The sequence below is a fragment of the Corallococcus sp. CA041A genome (assembly GCF_003612075.1).
Lineage (GTDB): Bacteria > Myxococcota > Myxococcia > Myxococcales > Myxococcaceae > Corallococcus > Corallococcus exiguus.
This window is the reverse complement of record NZ_RAWF01000179.1, coordinates 1-20,519: the sequence shown is the minus strand read 5'-3', so window position 1 is coordinate 20,519 and position 20,519 is coordinate 1. Positions and strand designations below refer to the sequence as shown.

The 20,519-nt window shown below is 70.2% G+C and carries 16 protein-coding genes; 9 read left to right on the top strand and 7 right to left on the bottom strand.

Translation table 11 applies throughout. The features are described from left to right. Nucleotides 1-52: 52 nt before the first annotated feature. Complete coding sequence (locus tag D7V77_RS27835; RefSeq protein ID WP_120579336.1) at nt 53-1,336, top strand: HlyD family secretion protein; 1,284 nt, start codon at nt 53-55, stop codon at nt 1,334-1,336. A gap of 6 nt (nt 1,337-1,342) precedes the next feature. Then, nucleotides 1,343-2,893, top strand: a complete 1,551-nt coding sequence (locus tag D7V77_RS27830; protein WP_233597269.1) for a DHA2 family efflux MFS transporter permease subunit — start codon at nt 1,343-1,345, stop codon at nt 2,891-2,893. Between the two features lie 86 nt (nt 2,894-2,979). Here D7V77_RS27830 and D7V77_RS27825 read toward each other — a convergent pair whose 3' ends face one another. Both D7V77_RS27825 and D7V77_RS27820 read right to left on the bottom strand, forming a co-directional pair. Then, nucleotides 2,980-4,515, bottom strand: a complete 1,536-nt coding sequence (locus tag D7V77_RS27825) for a S1 family peptidase (RefSeq protein WP_120579335.1) — start codon at nt 4,513-4,515, stop codon at nt 2,980-2,982. Between the two features lie 191 nt (nt 4,516-4,706). Further along, complete coding sequence (locus D7V77_RS27820; protein WP_120579337.1) at nt 4,707-5,762, bottom strand: polysaccharide lyase; 1,056 nt, start codon at nt 5,760-5,762, stop codon at nt 4,707-4,709. A 514-nt stretch (nt 5,763-6,276) separates the two neighbouring features. On the opposite strand from D7V77_RS27820, the gene D7V77_RS27815 reads away from it, so the two are divergent. Continuing rightward, a complete protein-coding gene (locus D7V77_RS27815) occupies nt 6,277-9,033 on the top strand; it encodes a CHAT domain-containing protein (RefSeq protein ID WP_120579334.1) in 2,757 nt (918 codons plus the stop codon). 5 nt (nt 9,034-9,038) lie between these two features. Here the strand turns inward: D7V77_RS27815 and D7V77_RS27810 are convergent, their stop codons facing one another. Beyond that, nucleotides 9,039-10,046 (bottom strand): cupin-like domain-containing protein, encoded by a 1,008-nt coding sequence (locus D7V77_RS27810; protein ID WP_120579333.1) that lies wholly within the window; start codon nt 10,044-10,046, stop codon nt 9,039-9,041. A gap of 146 nt (nt 10,047-10,192) precedes the next feature. Between D7V77_RS27810 and D7V77_RS44360 the strand changes: the two genes are divergently transcribed. The 4 genes from D7V77_RS44360 (at nt 10,193) to D7V77_RS27795 (ending at nt 13,621) form a co-directional block, all read left to right on the top strand. After that, complete coding sequence (locus tag D7V77_RS44360; RefSeq protein ID WP_167547806.1) at nt 10,193-10,363, top strand: hypothetical protein; 171 nt, start codon at nt 10,193-10,195, stop codon at nt 10,361-10,363. 111 nt (nt 10,364-10,474) lie between these two features. After that, complete coding sequence (locus D7V77_RS27805; protein ID WP_120579332.1) at nt 10,475-11,032, top strand: RNA polymerase sigma factor; 558 nt, start codon at nt 10,475-10,477, stop codon at nt 11,030-11,032. After that, nucleotides 11,029-11,865 (top strand): zf-HC2 domain-containing protein, encoded by an 837-nt coding sequence (locus D7V77_RS27800; protein WP_120579331.1) that lies wholly within the window; start codon nt 11,029-11,031, stop codon nt 11,863-11,865. The genes D7V77_RS27805 and D7V77_RS27800 overlap by 4 nt, the downstream gene beginning before the upstream one ends. A 127-nt stretch (nt 11,866-11,992) precedes the next feature. Beyond that, nucleotides 11,993-13,621 (top strand): acyl-CoA synthetase, encoded by a 1,629-nt coding sequence (locus tag D7V77_RS27795; protein ID WP_120579330.1) that lies wholly within the window; start codon nt 11,993-11,995, stop codon nt 13,619-13,621. Nucleotides 13,622-13,641: 20 nt separating this feature from the next. Here the strand turns inward: D7V77_RS27795 and gndA are convergent, their stop codons facing one another. The 3 genes from gndA to zwf are packed head-to-tail and all read right to left on the bottom strand — an operon-like array spanning nt 13,642 to nt 17,295. Further along, complete coding sequence (gndA, locus tag D7V77_RS27790; protein ID WP_120579329.1) at nt 13,642-15,069, bottom strand: NADP-dependent phosphogluconate dehydrogenase; 1,428 nt, start codon at nt 15,067-15,069, stop codon at nt 13,642-13,644. Nucleotides 15,070-15,091: 22 nt separating this feature from the next. Further along, nucleotides 15,092-15,757 carry a 6-phosphogluconolactonase gene (gene pgl / locus D7V77_RS27785; RefSeq protein ID WP_120579328.1) on the bottom strand — a complete coding sequence of 222 codons (666 nt, stop codon included), beginning with the start codon at nt 15,755-15,757 and terminating at the stop codon, nt 15,092-15,094. Further along, nucleotides 15,754-17,295, bottom strand: coding sequence for a glucose-6-phosphate dehydrogenase (zwf, locus tag D7V77_RS27780; protein ID WP_120579327.1), 1,542 nt, complete (start codon nt 17,293-17,295; stop codon nt 15,754-15,756). Before zwf ends, pgl begins: the two co-directional genes overlap by 4 nt. Nucleotides 17,296-17,558: 263 nt before the next feature. On the opposite strand from zwf, the gene D7V77_RS27775 reads away from it, so the two are divergent. Together D7V77_RS27775 and D7V77_RS27770 are read left to right on the top strand one after the other, a co-directional pair. Next, nucleotides 17,559-18,281 (top strand): 1-acyl-sn-glycerol-3-phosphate acyltransferase, encoded by a 723-nt coding sequence (locus tag D7V77_RS27775; protein ID WP_120579326.1) that lies wholly within the window; start codon nt 17,559-17,561, stop codon nt 18,279-18,281. A 137-nt stretch (nt 18,282-18,418) separates the two neighbouring features. Further along, the gene (locus D7V77_RS27770) at nt 18,419-19,465 is read left to right on the top strand and encodes an MYXO-CTERM sorting domain-containing protein (RefSeq protein WP_120579325.1); all 1,047 of its coding nucleotides are present in this window, start codon (nt 18,419-18,421) and stop codon (nt 19,463-19,465) included. Between the two features lie 18 nt (nt 19,466-19,483). Here D7V77_RS27770 and D7V77_RS27765 read toward each other — a convergent pair whose 3' ends face one another. Beyond that, a complete protein-coding gene (locus tag D7V77_RS27765; protein WP_120579324.1) occupies nt 19,484-20,158 on the bottom strand; it encodes a hypothetical protein in 675 nt (224 codons plus the stop codon). Nucleotides 20,159-20,519 lie beyond the last annotated feature (361 nt).

Below are 20,519 nucleotides of genomic sequence, written 5' to 3'. Positions count from 1 at the left end.
CCCCTGAGCCCCTTCCCACACCCCTTCTTCAACGCTGTACCGAGCAACAACCATGACGACCCGTACCGCCCCTTCACTGGAAGCCGCTCCCTCCACCGATGCCCCCGCCGTCGCGCAGCCCGCGAAGCGCTCCCGCGCCAGGCAGGTGCTGCCCATCCTCGTGGGCGTGGCGGTGCTGGGCGGTGGCGCGCGCTTCCTGCTCACCCACGGTCACGAGTCCACCGACGACGCCCAGGTGGAGGGCCGTATCGCCAACGTGTCGCCGCGCGTGGCCGGTCAGGTGGCCCGCGTGCTGGTGCATGACAACCAGACGGTGAAGGCCGGTGACGTGGTGGTGGAGCTGGACCACGCGGACCTGGATGCGCGCCTGGAGGTCGCTCGCGCGGACGTGATGAGCGCGGAGGCCCAGCTGTCCAACGCCCAGGCCCAGCTCACCCTCACGGAGGCCAACGCGGGCGCCAACCTGCGCCAGGCCCGCGCCGGCGTCACCCAGGCCTCCAGCGGCATCAGCTCCTCCAAGGCCGCGTTGGAGCAGTCCCGCGCGGACGTGGCTTCTTCCGAAGCGCGCTTCAAGCTGGCGGAGACGGACCTGGGCCGCGTGAAGCAGCTGCGCGAGCAGGGCGCGCTGTCCCAGTCGGACCTGGACACCCGGCAGGCCGCGTATGACACGGCCAAGGCCGCCCTGGACCAGTCCCGCGCGCGGCTGACCTCCACCGAGGCCGGCATCCAGAGCTCCTCCGGTGGCCTGGAGGCCGCGCAGGGCAAGCTCTCCGCCGCGGAGACGGCGCCCGTGCAGATGCAGGCCGCGCAGGCCGCGCTGAAGCTCGCCGAGGCGCGCCTCAAGCAGACCCGCGCCGCGCTGACGCTCTCGGAGCTCGCCGTGTCCTACGCGCAGGTGCGCGCCCCGGTGGACGGCGTGGTCAGCCGCCGCACCGTGGAGGTGGGGCAGATGGTGGGCCCGGAGCGCCCGCTGATGGCCGTCGTTCCGCAGAACGACATCTGGGTCGTGGCCAACTTCAAGGAGGACCAGGTCGGTGAGATGCGCGCGGGCCAGCCGGTGGAGCTGAAGGTGGACGCGTTCGGCGGCCACGCGTTCAAGGGCCACGTGGACAGCCTCGCGGGCGCCAGCGGCGCGCGCTTCGCCCTGCTGCCTCCGGACAACGCGTCCGGCAACTTCGTGAAGGTCGTGCAGCGCATCCCCGTGCTCATCCGCTTCGACGGCGACCTGAAGGAACTGCCCATCAAGCCGGGCATGAGCGCCTACGTCACCGTGGACACCGGCGCGAAGCCGGAGCCCCAGAAGTCCGCGGCGGTGGATACCCGGAAGGCGGAGTAACCCACCGTGGACGCTCGCCGAGACGTCATCACCGGCTCCAAGGCGGGCATCACCATCGCGGCCATGGCCGCGGCGCTGATGTCCGTGCTGGACATCTCCATCGTCAACGTGGCCCTGAGCGACATCCGCGCGAGCTTCGGCACGCCGTTGGATCAGATCGCCTGGGTGTCCACCGGCTACATGATGGCCAACGTGGTGGTCATCCCGATGACGGGCTGGCTCCAGCGCCGCTTTGGCTACCGGAAGTACTTCACGTTCTCCATCATCCTCTTCACGGTGGCCAGCGTGCTGTGCGGCCTGTCGTGGAACCTGACCTCGCTGGTGGCCTTCCGCATCCTCCAGGGCATGGGCGGCGGCGCCATCATCCCCACGTCCCAGGCCATCCTCTTCGCCCGCTACCCGCGCGAGGAGCACGGCATGGCGGGCGCCCTCTTCGGCCTGGGCGCCGTGACGGGCCCGCTGCTGGGGCCCACCGTGGGCGGTCTCCTCATTGAAGCGGCCAGCTGGCACTGGATCTTCCTCATCAACGTGCCGGTGGGCCTCTTCGCCGCGTACATGGCGTGGCGCTCCATCGAACAGCCCCACTTCGAAGCGTCCACGGAGAAGGTGGACCGCAACGGCATCGCGCTGCTCGCCGTGGGCATGGCCTGCCTCCAGTACGTGCTGGAGGAGGGCAACCGCGAGGACTGGTTCGACAGCCGGCTGATCACGCTGCTGGCGGTCATCGCGGGCATCGCGCTCATCACCTTCGTCGTCCACGAACTGGAGACACCCAGTCCCGTGGTGGACCTGCGCGTGTTCGGCAACCGCAGTTACTCCGCGGCCACGGGGGTGAACTTCCTGGTGGGCACGGCGCTGTTCTCCGGCTCGTTCCTCTTCAGCCTCTTCTGCGGCTCCGTGATGCGTTACGAGGCGTTGGACATCGGGCTCATCTTCCTCAAGGGCAGCGCCATTCAAATCCTGCTGATGCCGCTCATCGGCAAGTTCGGCGGCAAGGTGGACGGCCGCTTCCTGATTGGCTTCGGCATCCTGGGCATGAGCCTGTCCCTGTGGACCAACGGCCACCTGGCCACGCGCGTGGATGAAATCACCCTCATCACCCCGGTGTTCATCCGCGCCTGCTCGCTGGGCTTCATCTTCGTGCCGCTGTCGGTGATGGCGCTCAGCAACCTGCGACCGGAGCAGCGAGGCAACGCGGCGGGCCTCTTCAACCTCACCCGCGAGCTGGGCGGCTCCATCGGCACCGCGTGGATGAGCAGCGCGCTCAGCCGCTCCACCCAGGCCAACGTCACCGCCATCACCTCGCACGTGGACGTCTACGGGCAGGTGGCCCAGGAGCAGGTCGCCTCGATGACCGGCGCCATGGCAGCCAGGGGCGTGCTGAATCCCACGGGCGCCGCCTACGGCCTGTTGAGTCAGCGCATCAGCGCGCAGGCGCTGGTGCGGGCCTTCAACACGAACTTCCTCATCCTCGCCGCGCTGTTCGTCTGCGCCATCATCCTGGTGTTCATGCTCCAGAAGGCGGACCCCAAGGTGAAGGTGGAAGGCGCGCACTGAAGAAGCGCGGTCGCTGAAACGACAAAGCGCGGGTCCCCGATGCACTGGGGCCCGCGCTTCTTCGTTTCAGGCGCTACCGGAGACGACTACCGGCGCCACTTCTGCGCGCTGGTGCCGTTGCACTCCCAGAGCTGCAGCGGGGTGCCGCTGGCGGAGTTGCCGCCCGACACGTCCACGCACTTGTTGGCCTGGGGGTTCACCAGGTCACCGGCGCCGGAGAGGATGAACTGCTGCGCGGGGTTGCCGTTGCAGCTCACCAGCTGGATGGCCGTGCCGTTGGCGCTGGAGCCCCAGGCCACGTCCATACACTTGCCGAAGGCGCGCACGGTGCCGTCCGACATGAAGGACCACTTCTGCGCGTTGGTGCCGTTGCAGTCCCACAGCTGCAGGCGGGTGCCGTCGTTGGTGTTGGAGTTCGGCACGTCGATGCACTTGTTCGCCAGGCCGATGATGGGGCCGCCGGAGCCGCCGCTGCCGGACGTGGTGAGCGACAGGCCGTAGGCGTTCAGGATGGGGATGAGCGGCTGGAAGACGGTGTTGCCGCCGGAGGTGCAGTTGCCGCCAGCGCCGGACGTCACGCCCTGCGCCTGGTTGCCGGACAGCCACGAGCCACCGGAGTCACCGCCCTCCGCGCACGCGCTGGACGCCGTGAGGCCGTACACCGGGCCCGCGGAGTAGTTCACCGTGACGTTCTTCCCCGTGATGACGCCACAGCGCCATCCGGTGGTGGAGCCCGAGCGACACACGGACGCGTTGACGCCCGCCTCCTGTGAGCCCTGCACCAGCACGTTGGCGCCCGCGTAGTTGTTCACCCACGGCTGCGACCCCCACGAGCCGTTGGTGCGCACCCAGGCGTAGTCGTTGCCGGGCCAGCTGGCCGCCACCACCGTGCCCTGCGCCACGCCGTTGAAGCCGCTGGTGCCCGTACCCGCGCCGCCACAGTGGCCCGCCGTCACGAAGCCGCCCGCCACCGGGAAGCCGATGGAGCAGCGCGAGTTCCCCGGGTAGTACGCGTCACCGCCGCGCAGGTCGTACACCGGCTTGAACTCCTCGCGCGACGACACCGTCCGCACCGCGGCGTGCTTCACGCCCGCCTTCGCGACGAAGTCCGTGCCGCCCGTCAGCGCGGAGTCCTGCGTCAGCACCACCACGCTGTTCGTCATCACGTCCACGTACCAGGCGTGCACGGCGCGGCCCGCCATCTGGCTGTCGCGGTCCAGCTGCGCCTTCACCGCGTCCAGCTCCGCCTGCGTGTACTTCACCTTCTGGGGTACCGCCCCCGCGCGGCGCACCGCGTCCGCGTCCGCGTCCGTCGTCACGCCCACCACCAGCTGGCTGCCGTCCGCGTTCATCCACGCGCCGCCAAAGCGCTCGCCCAGCGCCGCGCGCAGCGAACCCTCCACGCGCACCGCCGCCGCCTCCGACGCCAGCCGCTGCTTCGCGCCGTCCGCCGTCAGGCCCAGGTCCCGCTGCATCGCGGAGAGCAGGTCGGGCGACACGTCATGCGCCAGCGCCGCTTCCGCCTGGGAAGGCGCGGCCATCGCCATCGAGGGAATGACGCTCAACGTGGCGCCAGCGAACAGCGCCGTCGCGGTGGAGAACAGACCGGAGGTCCGCTTCATCGGGTCCTGCCTTTCGTGCTGCGGGGGAACCCGAAGCGAAACCCGACTGAGCCGCGAAGGTCAAACAATTCAAGAATTACTTCAATTCTCCGACATTTTTGTGTGGCCGAAGAAAGTCCCAGAAAACAAGAAGGCCCGGTGCGTCATGAGACGCACCGGGCCTGGGGACTTGCTTCGGTATCGAGCGGAAGTCAGCGCCTGGCGCGACGGGCCACCGCGCGGGCGGGGGCCCGGCGACGGCGCAGCGCGATGGCGCCCAGCATCAGCAGGGCACCGGCGAAGGGCAGGGTGCCGGACGTGCCGGACGCGCTGCAGCCCCCCGCCACGCCCTCGGACGAGTCCGGCAGGCCATTGGGGTTGTTGGACACCGGCGTGGGGGTGGGGGTCTGCCCGCCCACGGTGGGCAGCTGGGTGGTGGGCAGCTGCGGCGTCTGCGTCACCGGCGTCTCCGTCACCGGGGTCGGATCCTCCGCGGGGATGGTCGTGTCATCCGGCACGGGCGTGGGCGCGGGCGCGGGCTCCTCCACCGGCGCGGGCGCGGGCGGCATCACGTCCTCGAGCGTCGTCGCCATGGTGAAGCCGTCGTGGAAGATGGCCCCTTCGGACTTGATGGCGGCGTCGCGGTACAGGCCCATCTTCAGGTAGTTCAGCTCCTTGCCGAACTGGTTGGCGCCGTAGGTCTTCGGCAGCACGTGCTCGCCGTTGTGCCACAGCTCCACGAAGCCGGCCTTCTTGTCCGAAGACCACTTCACGTGCAGCACGAAGTCGTGCCAGTTGCCCTTGTCGATGGAGGTCTGCCACAGCACGGGGGTGGTGTTGCCGCCCACGCGCAGGTTGATCTTGTCCCCGCGCACGAAGAACTCCAGCGGCGGCGAGCCACAGCAGCTCTCCTGGTGCCACTGGGTGATGACCTGCCACGAGTCATGCACCGGGTAGTTCGAGGGAAAGAGCGTGCTCCACTTGTAGTAGTACTCCTTCCCCTGCGTCTCGTGGGTCAGGTACAGCAGTTCGTTGCGGTTGCCGCTGGCGTTGATGGGATCATCGCCTTGCTTCACCGTGGCCTTGAGGGCGTACCTGCCGTCACGCACCACATCCGTTACGACCTGCAAGCGGCTGTTGGCAACGGCCTGCTGGCGCGTCCACTGGGACGTGTTGCCGGTCTCGAAGTCGCCCTTCCAGATGACGCCAGCGAAAGACAGGGCAGGCATCAGGGAGGCCGCGGCAACGAGCTGAAGGAGTCGCTTCAAACAGGGGTCCTTTCGGTCCGGGTTGGGCCACGAGGACACGCGGCGGGAAAAAAGCCTTCCCGCCTCCTCTCGCCTGCCAACCCCCTGCCGCACGCGCGCTCGCCGGGACGCCTGGTGGGGTCTGAGCCAGACAGGGCCCTGCCGCCCGTCACTTCCCCAGGCATGCCGAAGCGCGTGATTCCAGGTGGATGCGGGCGCTCAAACCATCCTTCGAGAGCAGCCGTGCAGCCGAGCCCCCGGGCGTCATCCCCCCAACAACCGGACGGCCCGGCGCCCTGTCTCCCTCTCGCGCCTGACGTGGGAAGTGGGGCCTTTTTTCAAGATCGGCCGAGCAGCCCGTCTATTGGTGCGTGTGTCACCCAAAACATCCGATGCGCCTGTTCTCCCACCGCCTTGCTGCCCACCGCGTCATGGGACGCCTGAAGGCAGGGGACGGGGCCAGGTCGGCGTTCGTCGGAGGTTGGTGTAGAACGGCCCGAAGGGGCGGCAGGGGGGAGATGCCCGGGGGGACCGCATGGTGAAGCCGGCGAAGACGAGTCTCTGGGCGCTGGCACTGGCCATCCCTTTCCTGGCTGCCGGCGTCGCGGCCCTGAAGCCCCGGGCGCAGCCGCAGTCCCTTCCTGACACCTTCTGGACGGATCGCCGGGCGGCGGCCCGCATCGAGGCCCGCCTCACGCACCCGGAAGCGGACCGCTACCGCTCGCGCGCGCCCGCGGGCGGCTGCCCGGTGCCCGCCGAGCCGATGCCCCTGGGCCCGCTCGCCCGCATGGAGTCCCGGGAGGACTGGGGCGGCATCGCGGCGGCATATGCCCTGGAGGGCGAGTGGAACCAGGCGGCCTCCTTCCTGGAGCGCCTGCCGGCCTCGCCGGAGCGCGACAGCGACCTGGCGGCGGTGGCACTCGCCCGGGGTGACCATGAGCGCGCGCTGCGCCTGCTGGACGCGGCGCTCACCGCGAAGCCCGGCCTGACGCAGGCCCTGTGGAACCGCGCGCTGGTGTTCCGGGAGATGGGGCTGACGCTGCGCGCGTCGGAGCTGTTCGAAGAGGTGGCGAAGCGCAACGAGCAGGGCTGGGGACGTGAAGCCCACGCCCAGGCGCTGTCGCTGCGCGAGGCCACGCTGGAGCGCCAGCGCCAGTGGAAGGCCGCGCGCGACGCGGCCCTGGCCCTGGTGGAGGACCCGAAGGCGCCGCTGCCCATGGACGCGGCCCGGCAGCTTCCGGGCGCGGTGCGCGGCGTCTTCTATGAGGCCGTTCGCGCCGCGACGTCGAAGGAGCGCGCGCTGGCGCTGCTGCCCCTGGCGAAGGAGCTGGACCGGGTGCAGGGCGGCAGTGTGCTCACGGACTACGTGCAGCGCGTGGCGAAGCGCGACTTCTCCCGCCGGGCGGACCTGGCGCGCCAGTACGCGGAGACGCTGCGCGCTGGCCAGTCCGTCCCGGAGGCGCTGCTGAACCGGGCGCGCCTGTCCGGCGACGAGGACATCTACCTGGGCGCGCTCCTGCGCAGCCGCAATGGCGACCTGACCGGCCTGCAGGACATGGTCGCGCGCGTCGGCCGCATGGGCGACCCCTGGTTCACGTACATCGCGGAGCGGGACCAGGCGCGCCAGGAGATCGCGGAAGGGGCGTGGTGGAAGGCCGAGCAGCGGTTCTTCAACGCGCTCCAGCGCTGCCGTGAGACGACGCTGTCGGTGCGCTGCCTGGACCTGGAGCGCCGGCTGACCATCTTCTACACGGACCAGCAGCGCCTCACGGAGGCGGAGCAGCACGCGCGCGTGCTGTGGGCGGGCGCCCGGCAGCTGCGCGAGTGGGAGATGGAGTTCACCGTCCTGGAGATCCTCAGCCACGTGACGCGCTCCCGCAACGACCTGGGCAGCGCTCGCGCGTACCTGGAGGAGTGGGCCGCGCGAGGCACCACCCGCAGCTGCTCCTGGCCCCACGTGCAGCTGGCGCACCTGTACTACCTGGACCTGCGGCCGGACTCCGCGCGGCGCGAACTGGAAGCGGCGGAGGCCTGCGCGGACAACTCCATGGAGCTGGTGTTCGGCGCGACGGTCGCGGAGCTGTCCCGCTTCGGCTCCGGCCCCCGCGACGCGGAGTGGCTGAAGACGGTCACCACGCGGGCCCTGGCGGGCTCCTCCGTCCCGGAGAGCGACCGCATCTACACGCACTATCTGGAAGGCCGCTTCCTCCTGGACCAGGACCGGGCCCGGGGCGAGGCGCTGCTGAAGCAGGCCATCGTGGACGCGGAGGCCCTGCCCCGCGGGGACGTACTGGGGCGTGAGACCTGGGCGCTCAGCTATTCGTCGCTCGCGGCGGACGCGGGTCGCGCCGGTGAGTTCCCCAAGGTGGTGGCGCTGATGGCCGCGCAGCTGGGCACGCCCGTGCCTGCGCGGTGCGCGCTGGCGGCCAGCATCCACGCCGAGCGCACCACCCTGGTGGCGCTGGGGCCCAAGGGCGAGGTGAAGGGCTCCTACGACGGTTCGCGCCGGGAGTCCCTGGCCCGGGTGGATTCGTCCCGGCTGGTCCCGGACGCCCTGCGCCAGACGCTCGTCGGCTGCGAACACGTGGACGTGTTCGCGTGGACGCCCCTCTTCGGCCGCACGGACCTGCTGCCGCCGGAGATGGCCTGGAGCTTCCGCCTGGGCCGCACGCAGGGGCCGCGTCCCGCGCGGACGCCCACCGCCACGCGCCGTCTGGTCGTGGCTGGCGTGGAGGCGCCGTCGCTCCTGCAGTTGCCCCGGCTCCCCTCGTGGACGCCGGAAGCGGAGCCCGGCGACGCGCCGCCGGACGTGCTGTCCGGCGCGGACGCCACGCCCTCTCGCGTGCTGGCGCGGATGGCGGATGCCACGGAGATTGAAATCCACGCGCACGGCATCACCGACCCCAGCATCTCCGGCGCGTCGCTGGTGGTGCTGTCACCGGAGGTGAATGGCCGCTACGCGCTCACCGCGGACGTCGTGCGCGAGCAGCGGCTCACCGGCGCGCCCACCGTGTTCCTGGCCGCGTGCAGCGCGGGCCGCACCGCGTCCCTCCAGAGCACGGAGCCCTTCAGCCTGCCCGCGGCCTTCATCGACTCCGGGGCCCGCGCGGTGCTGGCCTCCACGGTGGACATCCCGGACGCCGCGGGCCGTTTCTTCGACGGGGTGCGCCGGAGCATCCATGCTGGCAAGCCCGCGGCCGTCGCGCTGCGCGACGAGCGCCAGGCGTGGCTCGCGCGCGATGCCCGAGCCGTCTGGACGCGCTCCGTCCTCTTGGTGGAGCGGGCGGACTGAGCAGGTCAGAAGGGAGCGTCCAGGTGCGTGTTGCCTCCCGGAACCAGGAAGTGATGGAAGGTGACGCTGGCGCTCACGTCCAGCGCCTTCACCCAGTGCCACCAGCCCACCGGAAGGAACACCATGTCCCCGGGCTCCAGCACCGCCTCCAGCACCGTGGCCTCGGCGAACAGCGGGTGCGCGGCCAGGTCCGGCTCCGCCGCGTCCACGTGACTGAAGGTGCCCCGGTGCGGGTACACGCGGTGGCGCTCGAAGGACGGAACCAGCCGCACGTGCTTGCGGCCCATCACCTGGCCCAACAGGATGTTCATGTTGTCGTGGTGCAGCGGGGTGACGGTGCCCGCGGGCCCCAGGAGCAGCGTCAATTGCTCCGGCCGCAGCGACGGGTCGATGAGCCCCGCGGGGGCCCGCAGGTCGTCGCGCAGCGGCGCCAGCCCCTCGCGTCCCCAGTTGTCGTTGCGCGGCACCATGTAGATGTCGTTCGTCTCTCCGGCTGTCTCCAACTGGGAGAGGAAGTCGGAGAAGGGCATCCGCGCCCGGTGCCGGTCCTGCTCGGCCGCGTGCTCCGGGTTGGCGTCGCGTCCCACCATCACCTCCACCTCCACCGTTCCGAAACGCTCGCGGAAGTACGGCAGCGACCAGCGCTTCATCGCGGGCCAGTCCGCCATCAGGCCGCGCAGCACCACCGGCCGGTGGCCCAGGAAGTAGCGGCGGAAGAACTCCTCCGGGGATATCCCCTCGCGCACCTCCAGCTGCCGGCCCCCGTCCCGGGCGCGCAGCTCGCTGTAGACATCCATCAGCGACTCCAGCCAGCCGAAGTGCCGGGCCACCTGGAGCGCCGCCTTGAAGTAGGGGTGCTGCCCCACCGCGGTGATTTCCTCCCGCGCCAGCGCCGGGTCCACGCCTGCCTGCACCAGCGTCTGCTGTACGTCCTCCGCCGATACTCCCAATGCCAGGTTCTCCGCCAGCCACTGCCGCCACGCGGGGTGCAGCGGAGACTTGTCCTCGTTCATTCGGAACTCCTTGAAATCCTTGAAGGAGTGGCCCTGGGGGCCCCTCCTGCCGGTGAGGCGAGGCGTGCTATGGACTATGCCCAACAGTCTTTTTCTACCCATCCCCGGTTTTCGCCGGACTTCCTCAGCACCAGGAGAAGCGACCCATGATCCCCGGAGACGTGTCCTCCGCCGTCAATGCCTTCGAGCCGGACCGCAGCGCCCCGCACGTGAAGAATTCGTACGTCAATTGCTCGGAGCGCGGCCCCAAGCGGCGCCGCCCTCTGCCTCCGCCGTCGGTGCCCCCCCTGCTGGCGGGGCCGGAAGGGGCTCGCTGAAGCTCCTGCCGAGCAGGCTTGTCTGCCCTTCCGGGCATTTTTCTCTCAAGAAACGAACCGCTCGGCGTCTTTAGTCAGGAAAGCCCACCAGTCACTTCGGGGCCTTGTGTCATGGCCAATCTCTTCAACCGGGAAAAGCGCCACTTCGAGGCGTTCATCCAGCGACACCGGCCCAGCCTGCTGGCGGTGGCGCGGCGGTTGTGCGCTCGAGGCGCCCTGGACCCGGAAGACCTGGTCCAGGAAGCCTTCGAGCGGGCGTTGCCGGAGTTTGGCCACCTGAAGGACCGGACGGAAGCGGCGTGCGCGGCGTGGCTGTGCACGACCATGACCAACCGGTTCCTGGACCACTGCCGCCGGCATCGCACGGAGAGCCGGGGGCTGCCGCACCTGGCGCTGGTGCAGGACCTGCCGGTGACGGGGGATGGCGACCGGGAGAACTGGGAGCTGGTGGGCAACGACGCGTTCCAGGCTGCCATCGAGCAGCTCAAGCCGCACCTTCGGGACGCATACAGGCTTCACGCGGAAGGCCGCCGCTACCAGGCCATCGCTGAACATTTCAACGTCCCTGTGGGAACCGTGGGCAGCTGGCTGACGCTGGCGCGCCGGGACCTGAGGGAGCTGCTGCTTCCGAGCGTCGCTGTAGCTCGGGAGCGGGGGGTCCAGTCATGAACGCGCATTGCACCCGGTTGCATCTCTTCATGGACGGCGAGCTGTCCGAGTCCGACGCCGAAGGCTTCCGGAGTCACCTGCCGCGCTGTGCCTCGTGTGAGTGCGGCCTCAGGGACCTGCTCCAGTTGGAGCTGCTGGCGGCGCGGGCCCTGGGCACGGGCGCGACGGAGGCTCCGGCCGCGAAGCAGGAGGGCAACGGCAACGTGGTGTCGCTGGGCGCGTGGGTGCGCCGCAACGCGCGCGTGGTGGCTCCGCTGGCCATGGCCGCCAGTCTCTGCGCCGTCTTCGTGCCGCGCATGATGCCCGCCTCGGAAGTGCCGGCGGTCGTCTTCCTGGAGAACCAGACCACCCGCGAGCTGGAGGCCCGCCTGTCTGATCCGCGCGCGGACCAGTGGCGCCGCTACAGCCCCATGCGCGGTGGCGCGGACGGCGTGGAGGCCGGGAAGGGCACCCTGCCGCTGCGTCCGCTGGCGGAGATGGAGGAGCGCAAGGACTTCCGCGGCATCGTCGCGGCCTACGTGCTGCACGGCCAGTGGCAGCAGGCGCAGGCGGTGCTGGCGCGCGAGCCCGCGTCGCTGGCGCGCGACAGCGACCTGGCGGTGGTGGCGCTTCAGGACAACCGCTTCCAGGACGCGCTGGCGCTGTTGGACCCCGTGGTGCGCGCGGATCCGCGCAACCCGCAGGCGCTGTGGAACCGCGGCCTCGCGCTGCGTGCCCTGCACCAGGAAGCCCGCGCCGCGCGCGACTTCGACCAGGTGGCCGCGCTGGGCGAGCCGGGCTGGAGCGACGAAGCGCGCAAGCTGGCGGAAGAGCTGCGCGCCGCCGCTCGCTGAAACACGCTGGATTCCCCCCGCGCGTCACGAGCGTCCACCACCGGGCGCTTTCGTGCGGGGTTTCGTCTCACCGCTCGGGATGACGTGACAGGCTGCTGGGGTTGTCGGAGCACTCCAGGAGCCGTCCATGTCCGAGTCTTCATCCGCCGACTACGCGTCCACCCGCCGTGACTTCCGGTGGGAGCGGCCGGCGCACTTCAACTTCGCCACGGACGTCATCGACCGGCACGCGGCCGAGCGGCCCCAGGCCCCCGCGCTCCAGTGGTCCGACGAGTCCGGACGCTCCCAGCGCTTCACCTTCCAGGAGCTGAAGGAGCGCTCGCTGCACGCGGCGCGCTTCCTCACCGGGCTGGGCCTGAAGCGCGGCGACCGGGTCTTCATCTTGATGCCGCGCGTGCCGGAGTGGTGGTTCCTGGTGCTGGGCTGCATCCGCGCGGGCATCGTCTTCATGCCCGGCACGCCCATGCTCACCGCCAAGGACATCCGCTACCGGCTGGAGGTCTCTGGCGCGAAGGCGGTCCTCACCGACGGCAGCTGCCTGGACCGCTTCGAGGGCGTGCAGGGCCAGGCCCCCGGCGTGACGACGTGGGTGTCCACCGGCGACGCGCCCGCGCCATGGACGCGCTACACGTCCGAGGCATTGGCGGAATCCCAGGCGACGGCGTTCCCGCCCACGCGCTCGGATGATCCGCTGCTCATCTACTTCACGTCCGGCACCACCGGCATGCCGAAGATGGTGCTGCACACGCAGTCCAGCTACGGCCAGGGGCACCTCATCACCGGCCGCTACTGGTTGGACTTGCAGCCGGAGGACCGGCACCTCACGCTCAGCGACACCGGCTGGGCGAAGTGCGCGTGGGGCAAGCTCTTCGGTCCGTGGAGCGTGGGCGCGTGCAACGTCGTCTTCGACTTCCGCGGCCGGTTCGACCCCGTGGGCTTCCTGAAGGTGCTGGAGCGGGAGAAGGTCACCACCTTCTGCGCGCCGCCCACCGCGTGGCGCGCGCTGGTGCTCCAGGATTTGAAAGCGGTGGACCTGTCCGCGCTGCGCCACTCACTGAGCGCGGGCGAGCCGCTCAACCCAGAGGTCATCCAGACGTGGAAGGAGGCCACCGGGCTGCACATCCGCGAGGGCTACGGCCAGACGGAGACGGTGGTCATCGTCGGTATCTTCCCCGGCATGGAGCCACGCGTGGGCTCCATGGGCAAGCCGTCCCCGGGCTTCACCGTGGCCGTCATCGACGAGCACGGCAACGAAGTGGCGGACGGGCAGGAGGGCGACATCGCCGTGCGCGTGAAGCCGGAGCGGCCGGTGGGCCTGTTCGCGGGCTACCTCAACGACGACGCGGCCAACGCGGCCAGCAGCCGGGGGGACTGGTACGTCACCGGCGACCGCGCGGTGCGCGACGCGGACGGCTACCTGTGGTTCGTGGGGCGCTCCGACGACGTCATCAAGACGTCCGGCTACCGCGTGGGTCCCTTCGAGGTGGAGTCCGCGCTGATTGAGCACCCGGCGGTGGCGGAGTCCGCCGTCATCGGCGTGCCGGACGACAAGCTGGGCCATCGCATCAAGGCGTACGTGCTGCTCACGCCGGGCCACACGCCGTCACCCCAGCTCGCGCAGGAGCTGCAGGACTTCGTGAAGAAGACCACGGCGCCCTACAAATACCCGCGCGAGATTGAGTTCGTCACGGAGCTGCCCAAGACGGTGAGCGGGAAGATCCGCCGCGCCGAGCTGCGCGCCACCCAGAAGCACTGAGCGGCGCGCAGGGCAGGGGACTACTTCAGCCAGTCCGAGTGCACGAAGCCGGCGTCGGGCTTGTCCCGGCGCTGGTAGGTGTGCGCGCCGAACGCGTCGCGCTGGGCCTGGGTGAGGTTCTGCGGCAGCTCCGGGCTGCGGTAGCTGTCCATGTACGCCAGGCTGCTGCTGAACACCGGCACGGGGATGCCCGCCATCGTCGCGGCGCCCACGAGCTTGCGCCACGCCGGGGCCATCTTCTCCAGCACCGGCGCGAACGCTTCGGACACCAGGAGATTCGGCAGCGTGGGCTGCTGCTGGAAGGACTCGCGCAGCGGGGTGAGCAGCTTCGCGCGGATGATGCAGCCGCCCCGCCAGATGCGCGCCATCTCCGCCAGCGACACGCCCCACTTGTACTCGTCCGACGCCGCCTGGATGAGCCGCATGCCCTGCGCGTACGTCACCACGCGCGCGGCGTAGAGCGCGTCATGCGCCCACGAAGCCAGCTCCTTCTTCTCCTCCGAGGACAGGGAGATGGCGGGGCCGTGGAGCTTCTTGCTCGCGGCCACGCGCTCGTCCTTGCGCGAGGACAGGTTGCGCGCGTCCAGCGCGGCCGCGATGGAGGGCACCGGCACGCCCAAATCCAGGGCCACCTGCACCGTCCACTTGCCCGTGCCCTTCTGGCCGGCCTTGTCCAGCACCATGTCCACCAGCGGCTTGCCCGTCTCCGGGTCGCGCTTGCGCAGCACCTTGATGGTGGTCTCCAGGAGGAACGACTCGGCGATGCCCTCGTTCCACTTGGAGAACAGGTCGGCCAGCGTCGCGGTGTCCAGGCCCAGGCCGCGGTGGAGCACGTCGTACGTCTCCGCGAGCAGCTGCATGTCCGCGTACTCGATGCCGTTGTGCACCATCTTCACGAAGTGGCCCGCGCCCTCCGGACCCACGTGGGTGACGCACAGGCCCTCTTCGCTGCGCGCGGCGATGGCCTCCAGCACCGGCTGCACCAGCGCGTACGCGTCCTTGGGGCCGCCGGGCATGATGGACGGGCCGTTGCGCGCGCCCTCTTCACCGCCGGACACGCCGATGCCCAGGAAGTGGAAGCCCTTCTCCTTGCACAGGGCCTCACGGCGGCGCGTATCCAGGTACCAGGAGTTGCCCGCGTCCATGATGACGTCGCCGGGCGACAGCAGGGGGAACAGCCGGCCCATCATCTCGTCCACGGGGGCGCCGGCCGTGATCATCAGGAGGATGCGGCGTGGGCGCTCCAGGCCGGCGACGAACTTCTCCAGCTCCGGGAAGCCCTGCAGGGCCTGCTTCGGATTCGCCTGCTGGACCTTCTGGATGCTCTCCGGGTGGCGGTCCCATACGGCGACGCTGAAGCCGTGGTCCGCGATGTTGAGGGCCAGGCTCGCGCCCATGACGCCCATGCCCGCCACGCCGAACTGCGCCGGCTTCGTCTGTGTGCTCATCGTCCCCTCCAGAGGGCCCGCCTCACCCGTGGGCGGCGGGATCCAACATCCACTGCGTGTTCGTCACGTGCGACGCGGGCAGGGACATATCCCCCGCGAGGATGCGCCGCATGGCGTCCCGCTTGCCCTCGCCGGCCACCAGCCCCAGCACCGCCCCCGCGCCCTGGAGCACGGGGAACGTCAACGTCATCCGCCACGGCGGCGGCTTCGCGCTCTGCTCCACCGCCAGCACCCGCCGCGTGCGCTCCTGGAGCGCCGGATGGCCGGGCATGAGGCTCGCGGTGTGGCCGTCCTCGCCCACGCCAATGAGCACCACGTCCAGCTTCGCGGGCAGCGTCTTCTCGTAGTCGCGCGCGGCGGCGTCGCGGTCCGTGCGCTCGCCCTGCATGCGGAACACCTGCGCGTCTGGCAGCTTCAGCGGCTCGAGCAGCGACTCCTTCACCAGCAGGTAGTTGCTGTCCTTGTGGTCCGGCGGCACGAAGCGCTCGTCCACGAAGTACACGTCCACGCGCTCCCAGGGGAGCTTGTGGTCCGCGAGCAGCCGGTACGCGGGCTTGGGCGTGTTGCCGCCCGACAGCGCCAGGCTCACGCGCGCCTTCGTCGCGAGCGCCTTCGTAAGCTCGCGCGCCATCCAGTCCGCGGCCTCGCGGGCGAGCCGCTCCGGGGGGACGACGAGGGGCTGGCTCATAGCGTGGACCACCGTCGGCCGTTCTTCGAGGGCAGCGCGTCCGCGGCGTCAGGGCCCTTGCTGCCCTTGGCGTAGGTGTGGACCGTGCCGCCCGCGTCCGTCTCCAGCGCCTGGAGGATGGGCGTGATGTAGCCCCACGCCTGCTCCACGCTGTCCTGGCGCGCGAAGAGGGTGGCGTTGCCGCGCATGCAGTCCAGCAGCAGCCGCTCGTACGCCTCCGGCACGGGCTTCTTGAAGCTCTCCGCGTAGTCCATGTCCATGGTGACGCCGCCGATGTTGACGTCCTCGCCGGGAATCTTGGACTCGAAGGACAGCGCGATGCCTTCGTGCGGCTGGATGCGCAGCGTGAGCACGTTGGGCTGCAGCCGCTGGCAGGTGGCGCCGCCGCCGCTGAACAGGCCGATGGGCACCGACTTGAAGTGGATGGACACCTCCGTCAGGCGCTTCTTCAGGTTCTTGCCCGCGCGCAGGTAGAAGGGCACGCCCTGCCAGCGCCACGAGTCGATGTTCATCTTCATCGCCACGTAGGTCGGCGTGCGCGAGCCCTTCTTCACGCCCTTCTCTTCCTGGTAGCCCTCGTACTGGCCCACCACCACGTGCTGGGGAACCTCGCCGCCTTCAACGGGGCGCAGCGCGCGGAAGACCTTGTTCTTCTCGTCGCGGATGTCCTCCGCGGCGAAGGACACCGGCGGCTCCATGGCGCACAGGGCCAGCACCTGGAGCAGGTGGTTCTGCACCATGTCCCGGATGACGCCCGTCTCGTCGTAGAAGCCGCCGCGGCCCTCCACGCCAATGGCCTCGGCCGCGGTGATTTCCACGTGGTCGATGTGCTGGCGGTTCCAGAGCGGTTCGAAGATGGCGTTGGCGAAGCGGAACACCAGGATGTTCTGCACCGTCTCCTTGCCCAGGTAATGGTCGATGCGGAAGATCTGCTTCTCGTCCAGCGCCGAGCCCAGCGTCTTGTTGAGGGCCTTCGCGCTCTCCAGGTCGTGGCCGAAGGGCTTCTCGATGATGAGCCGGTGCCAGGGCTTCTGGCCGGGCTGCTCCTCACGCTTGAGCAGGCCCGCGCCAGAGAGGCTCTGGATGATCTGCGGGAACGTGGAGGCCGGCGTGGCCATGTAATAGAGCTGGTTGCCGTCCGTCTTGTGGCGCTTGGAGAGGTCCTGGAGCTTCTGGCCCAGGCGCTTGAAGGCCTCCGGGTCGTCGTAGCCGCCAGAGGCGGTCTCGATGGCCTCCACGAAGCGCTTCAACGCGGCCTCATCCAGGGGCTGCGTGCGGGCGAACTTCTTCAGGCCCTCCTTCACGTGCTCGCGGAAGGGGCCGTCCTCCAGCTTGGAGCGGCTGTAGGCGACGATGGCGAAGTTCTCGGGGAGCAAGCCGGCGCGGGCGAGCTCGAAGAGGGCCGGGAATAGTTTGCGTTCGGCCAGGTCGCCCGTGGCGCCGAAGAGGACCAGGGTGCAGGGGTCCGGGCGCCCAGCGCTGAACACCGGCTCGCCTTCACGGGGATGGGTTTCGATGTGAACTCCCTGCGCGTCCATGCGGTTCTCCCTCCGGGTTCGTCGGGCACCTTAAGGCGCTAATCTGGCGGCCCTGCAAGCGCATTGCAGGAGAATGATGCGGGCCTGACGTCTTGCCTGCCCCGGCGCTCGGGTGCTCCTCCGGCTTACCGAAGGCTCCACTCGAACTCCTTCGGAGGGCGCGCGGGCGGCCGGGCCGGGCGTGAGCTGGCTGCCTGGAACGTGGTACTCCTGACGGACCGGACGCCCCCGGCGTCGCGCTGAACGGAAGCTCCTCCTCTCGCATGCGCTACGTCGTCTCGCTGTGGTTCTTCGCGCTGTTCCTGGTCACCGCGCCCATCCTCTTCACGTTGGGCGCGGTGTTGTTCGTGGTGGCGTACCCGTTGGACCCGAACCGTCAGTGGCTGCACGTGCTGGTGTGCCGGTGGTGCTACGGGCTGTGGCTGCACGCGTCCCCCGGCTGGCGCGTGCGGGTGGAGGGACGGGAGCTGTTGCCCAAGGGGCCCTGCGTCTACGTCGTCAACCACCAGTCGTTCGCGGACATCCTGGCGGTGATGGGGTTGTTCACGCCGTACAAGTTCGTGGCGAAGGCGTCACTGTTCCGCACGCCGCTGGTGGGCTGGATGATGACGCTCCTGGGCTACGTGCCCATCGTGCGCGGCAGCTCCACGTCCATGGAGCAGCTGTTGGGCCCGTGCCGCCGGTGGCTCCGCAAGGGCATCCCGGTGCTCATCTTCCCGGAGGGCACCTATTCGCCCGGGGAGCTGCTGCCCTTCAAGCGCGGCGCGTTCCAGCTGGCGCTGGAGGAGCACGTGCCGGTGGTGCCGGTGCTGGTGCGTGGCACGCGGGAGCTGGTGGATGGGGACGGGCCGTGGATGAGCCCTCGCGCCACCGTCACGGTGCAGGTGATGCCGGCGCTGCCTCCGGAGACGTTCGGGCCGGATTCGGCGGCCCTGGCCACGCGCGTGCGCGAGCAGTACGTGGAGGCGCTCGCGCGGGTGGGCTGAAGGAGCACGGACGCGGTAGCGTGAAGGTCATGCGCCACCTGCTCCTGTGCTGGCTCGGGGTCTGTCTGTCTTCCACGGCATGGGCGGGGACTCCTGCCCTTCCAACGCCTTTGCCGGAGGCGGGAATCCCCGACCCCTTGCACCTGGTGCTGTCCGTGTCGTCGTTGAGGGTGGTGGAAGGGGGCACGGCGTCCTTCAGCGTGGCGTTGGCCGGCTTCGCGTGGCCTGGCGACCCGGGTGAGTCGCTCACCGTCACGGTGGAGCGGACGGACGGCGACGCGGACCTCACGGTGCGGGAAGGGGCGTCGCTCACGTTCGACCCGGCCATCTTGGAGCCCCAGGAGGTGGTGCTGGCGGCCGCGAAGGATGCGGACAACGAGGACGGCACGGCCACCTTCACGCTGTCCGCGCCGGGCCTGGAGTCGCTCACCCTCGTCGTGACGGAAGCGGATCAGGACCCGCTGGCTCCGGTCTTCACCACCGTGCCCGTCACCCGGACCGTGACGTACTTCCCCTATCGGCTCAGCGTGCACGCGCGCGGACGGCCCGCGCCGACGTATGCCCTGCGCACCGCGCCTCAGGGGATGAGCCTGGATGCGCTGGGCAACCTCACGTGGATACCTACTGAGCTGGGGGAGGTGGACGTGGTGGTGGTGGCGAGCAATGGGCTGCAACCCGATGCGGAGCTGTCCTTCCGGCTCGTCGTGGGGCAGGACCAGCCCCCTCTGGCCCGTATCGTCGCCCCGCTCCAGGACGAACGGCTGTCAGGGCCCCTGGCCGACTTCTCCTGCGAGTGCATCGACGACGTGGGCTGCGCGCGCGCGGATTTCCGGGTGGATTGGCTGTTGCTGGAGACACGCGAGGGCCCGGGGCCCACCTACTCCGTGGGGGGCGCTCCCGGCCGCTGGGACATCTCGGGGCTCAAGCCCGGGCCCCACTTCCTCGATGTCGTCGTGACGGACTCGTTGGGACGCGAAACCCTGGGCGAGACCGTCACCGTGTGCATCGCTTGCCCCGAACCCGATGCGGGAACGGCGGTGGATGCGGGGCCCATCGGGTTTGGGGACGAGGGCAACGACATCATCGACCCCTGGAGCTGTGACTGCGCGACCACCGGTCTGGCTCCGGCGGCGTGGGTGGGGCTGGGCCTGCTGGGGCTGCGCGCCCGGCGTCGTCGGAACTGACGCAACGCCGGACGCGGCTCAGGCGTGCTCGGAGCCGGGCAGCTCTTCGTCCATCCGTGACGTCTCCGCGTGCGGCGAGGCCTCCACGGCGTTCGTCGCGGGGGCGGCCTCGGTGACGGCGCGGGCCAGGTCGTGGGGCGCGCGGAGCAACGCCTCCAGCGCGGCGGCGCTCGCGGGGACGCCGCGCTGCTCCACCTGGAGCCAGCCGCCCTTGATGCTCACGCGGCGGTGGCCCTTGAGTCCCAGCAGGCGCTGACGCACGCCCGGATCCAGGATGATGGGGCGCGCTTCCGGCGCCAGCCCCTCCACCTGGAAGGCCGCGTCCAGCTCCGCGTCACCCACCACCTCGTCGCGAGGCGTGGCGGCGCCGGGAATCTTGTCCTCGGGGCGCTCGTGCTCCAGCAGCAGGTCCGCGGGCAGCGCGCCCTCCAGGTCCAGCCGCAGCACCGTCACGGTGTGGCGCTTCTTGCTGCTCGCGCCGCGCTTGCCCGTGGCCAGGAGCAGCGCCCGCCCTTGGTAGCGCCCCTGCACTTCCATCCGCCGATCCGCGATGGAGAGGCCGTGCGCCTTCGCGAACACCTCCCACGCGGCGCGCTGGCGGCGCTTGAGCTGGAACAGCGTGGCGAGGACCAGGGCGCCCAGGACGAGCAGGGACGCGAGGATGCCGAGCGGAGAGAAGACACCGGAAAGCATGACGGCGCATTGTGCACCGGCCACGCGACGCGTGAACCATCAATCCGATCGCGGATGCACCTCCGTGCGCCGGGCAGGCTTGCTGCATGGGTGCGTGGACCTGGGGGAAGGGATGCCGCGCGCATGCAAACGTGTGGAATCCCACGTGGCTCGCGTTCCTTCACGCGCATGCGCCCTGCGCGGAGTGCACGCATGGCGCAGGCCCCTCATGCCACGGGTGTGCCCCGCCGGGTCGTGCGGCCCGCGTGCGGAGGCTCCGTGGCGCGTGGGGTGGGGAGGATGGGACGCGTCGGGCAGGCCACGGATGCAAGCTCGCGGAATGACGCCCTTTTTCGACAATGTCAGAGGGGGCGGGTAAGGG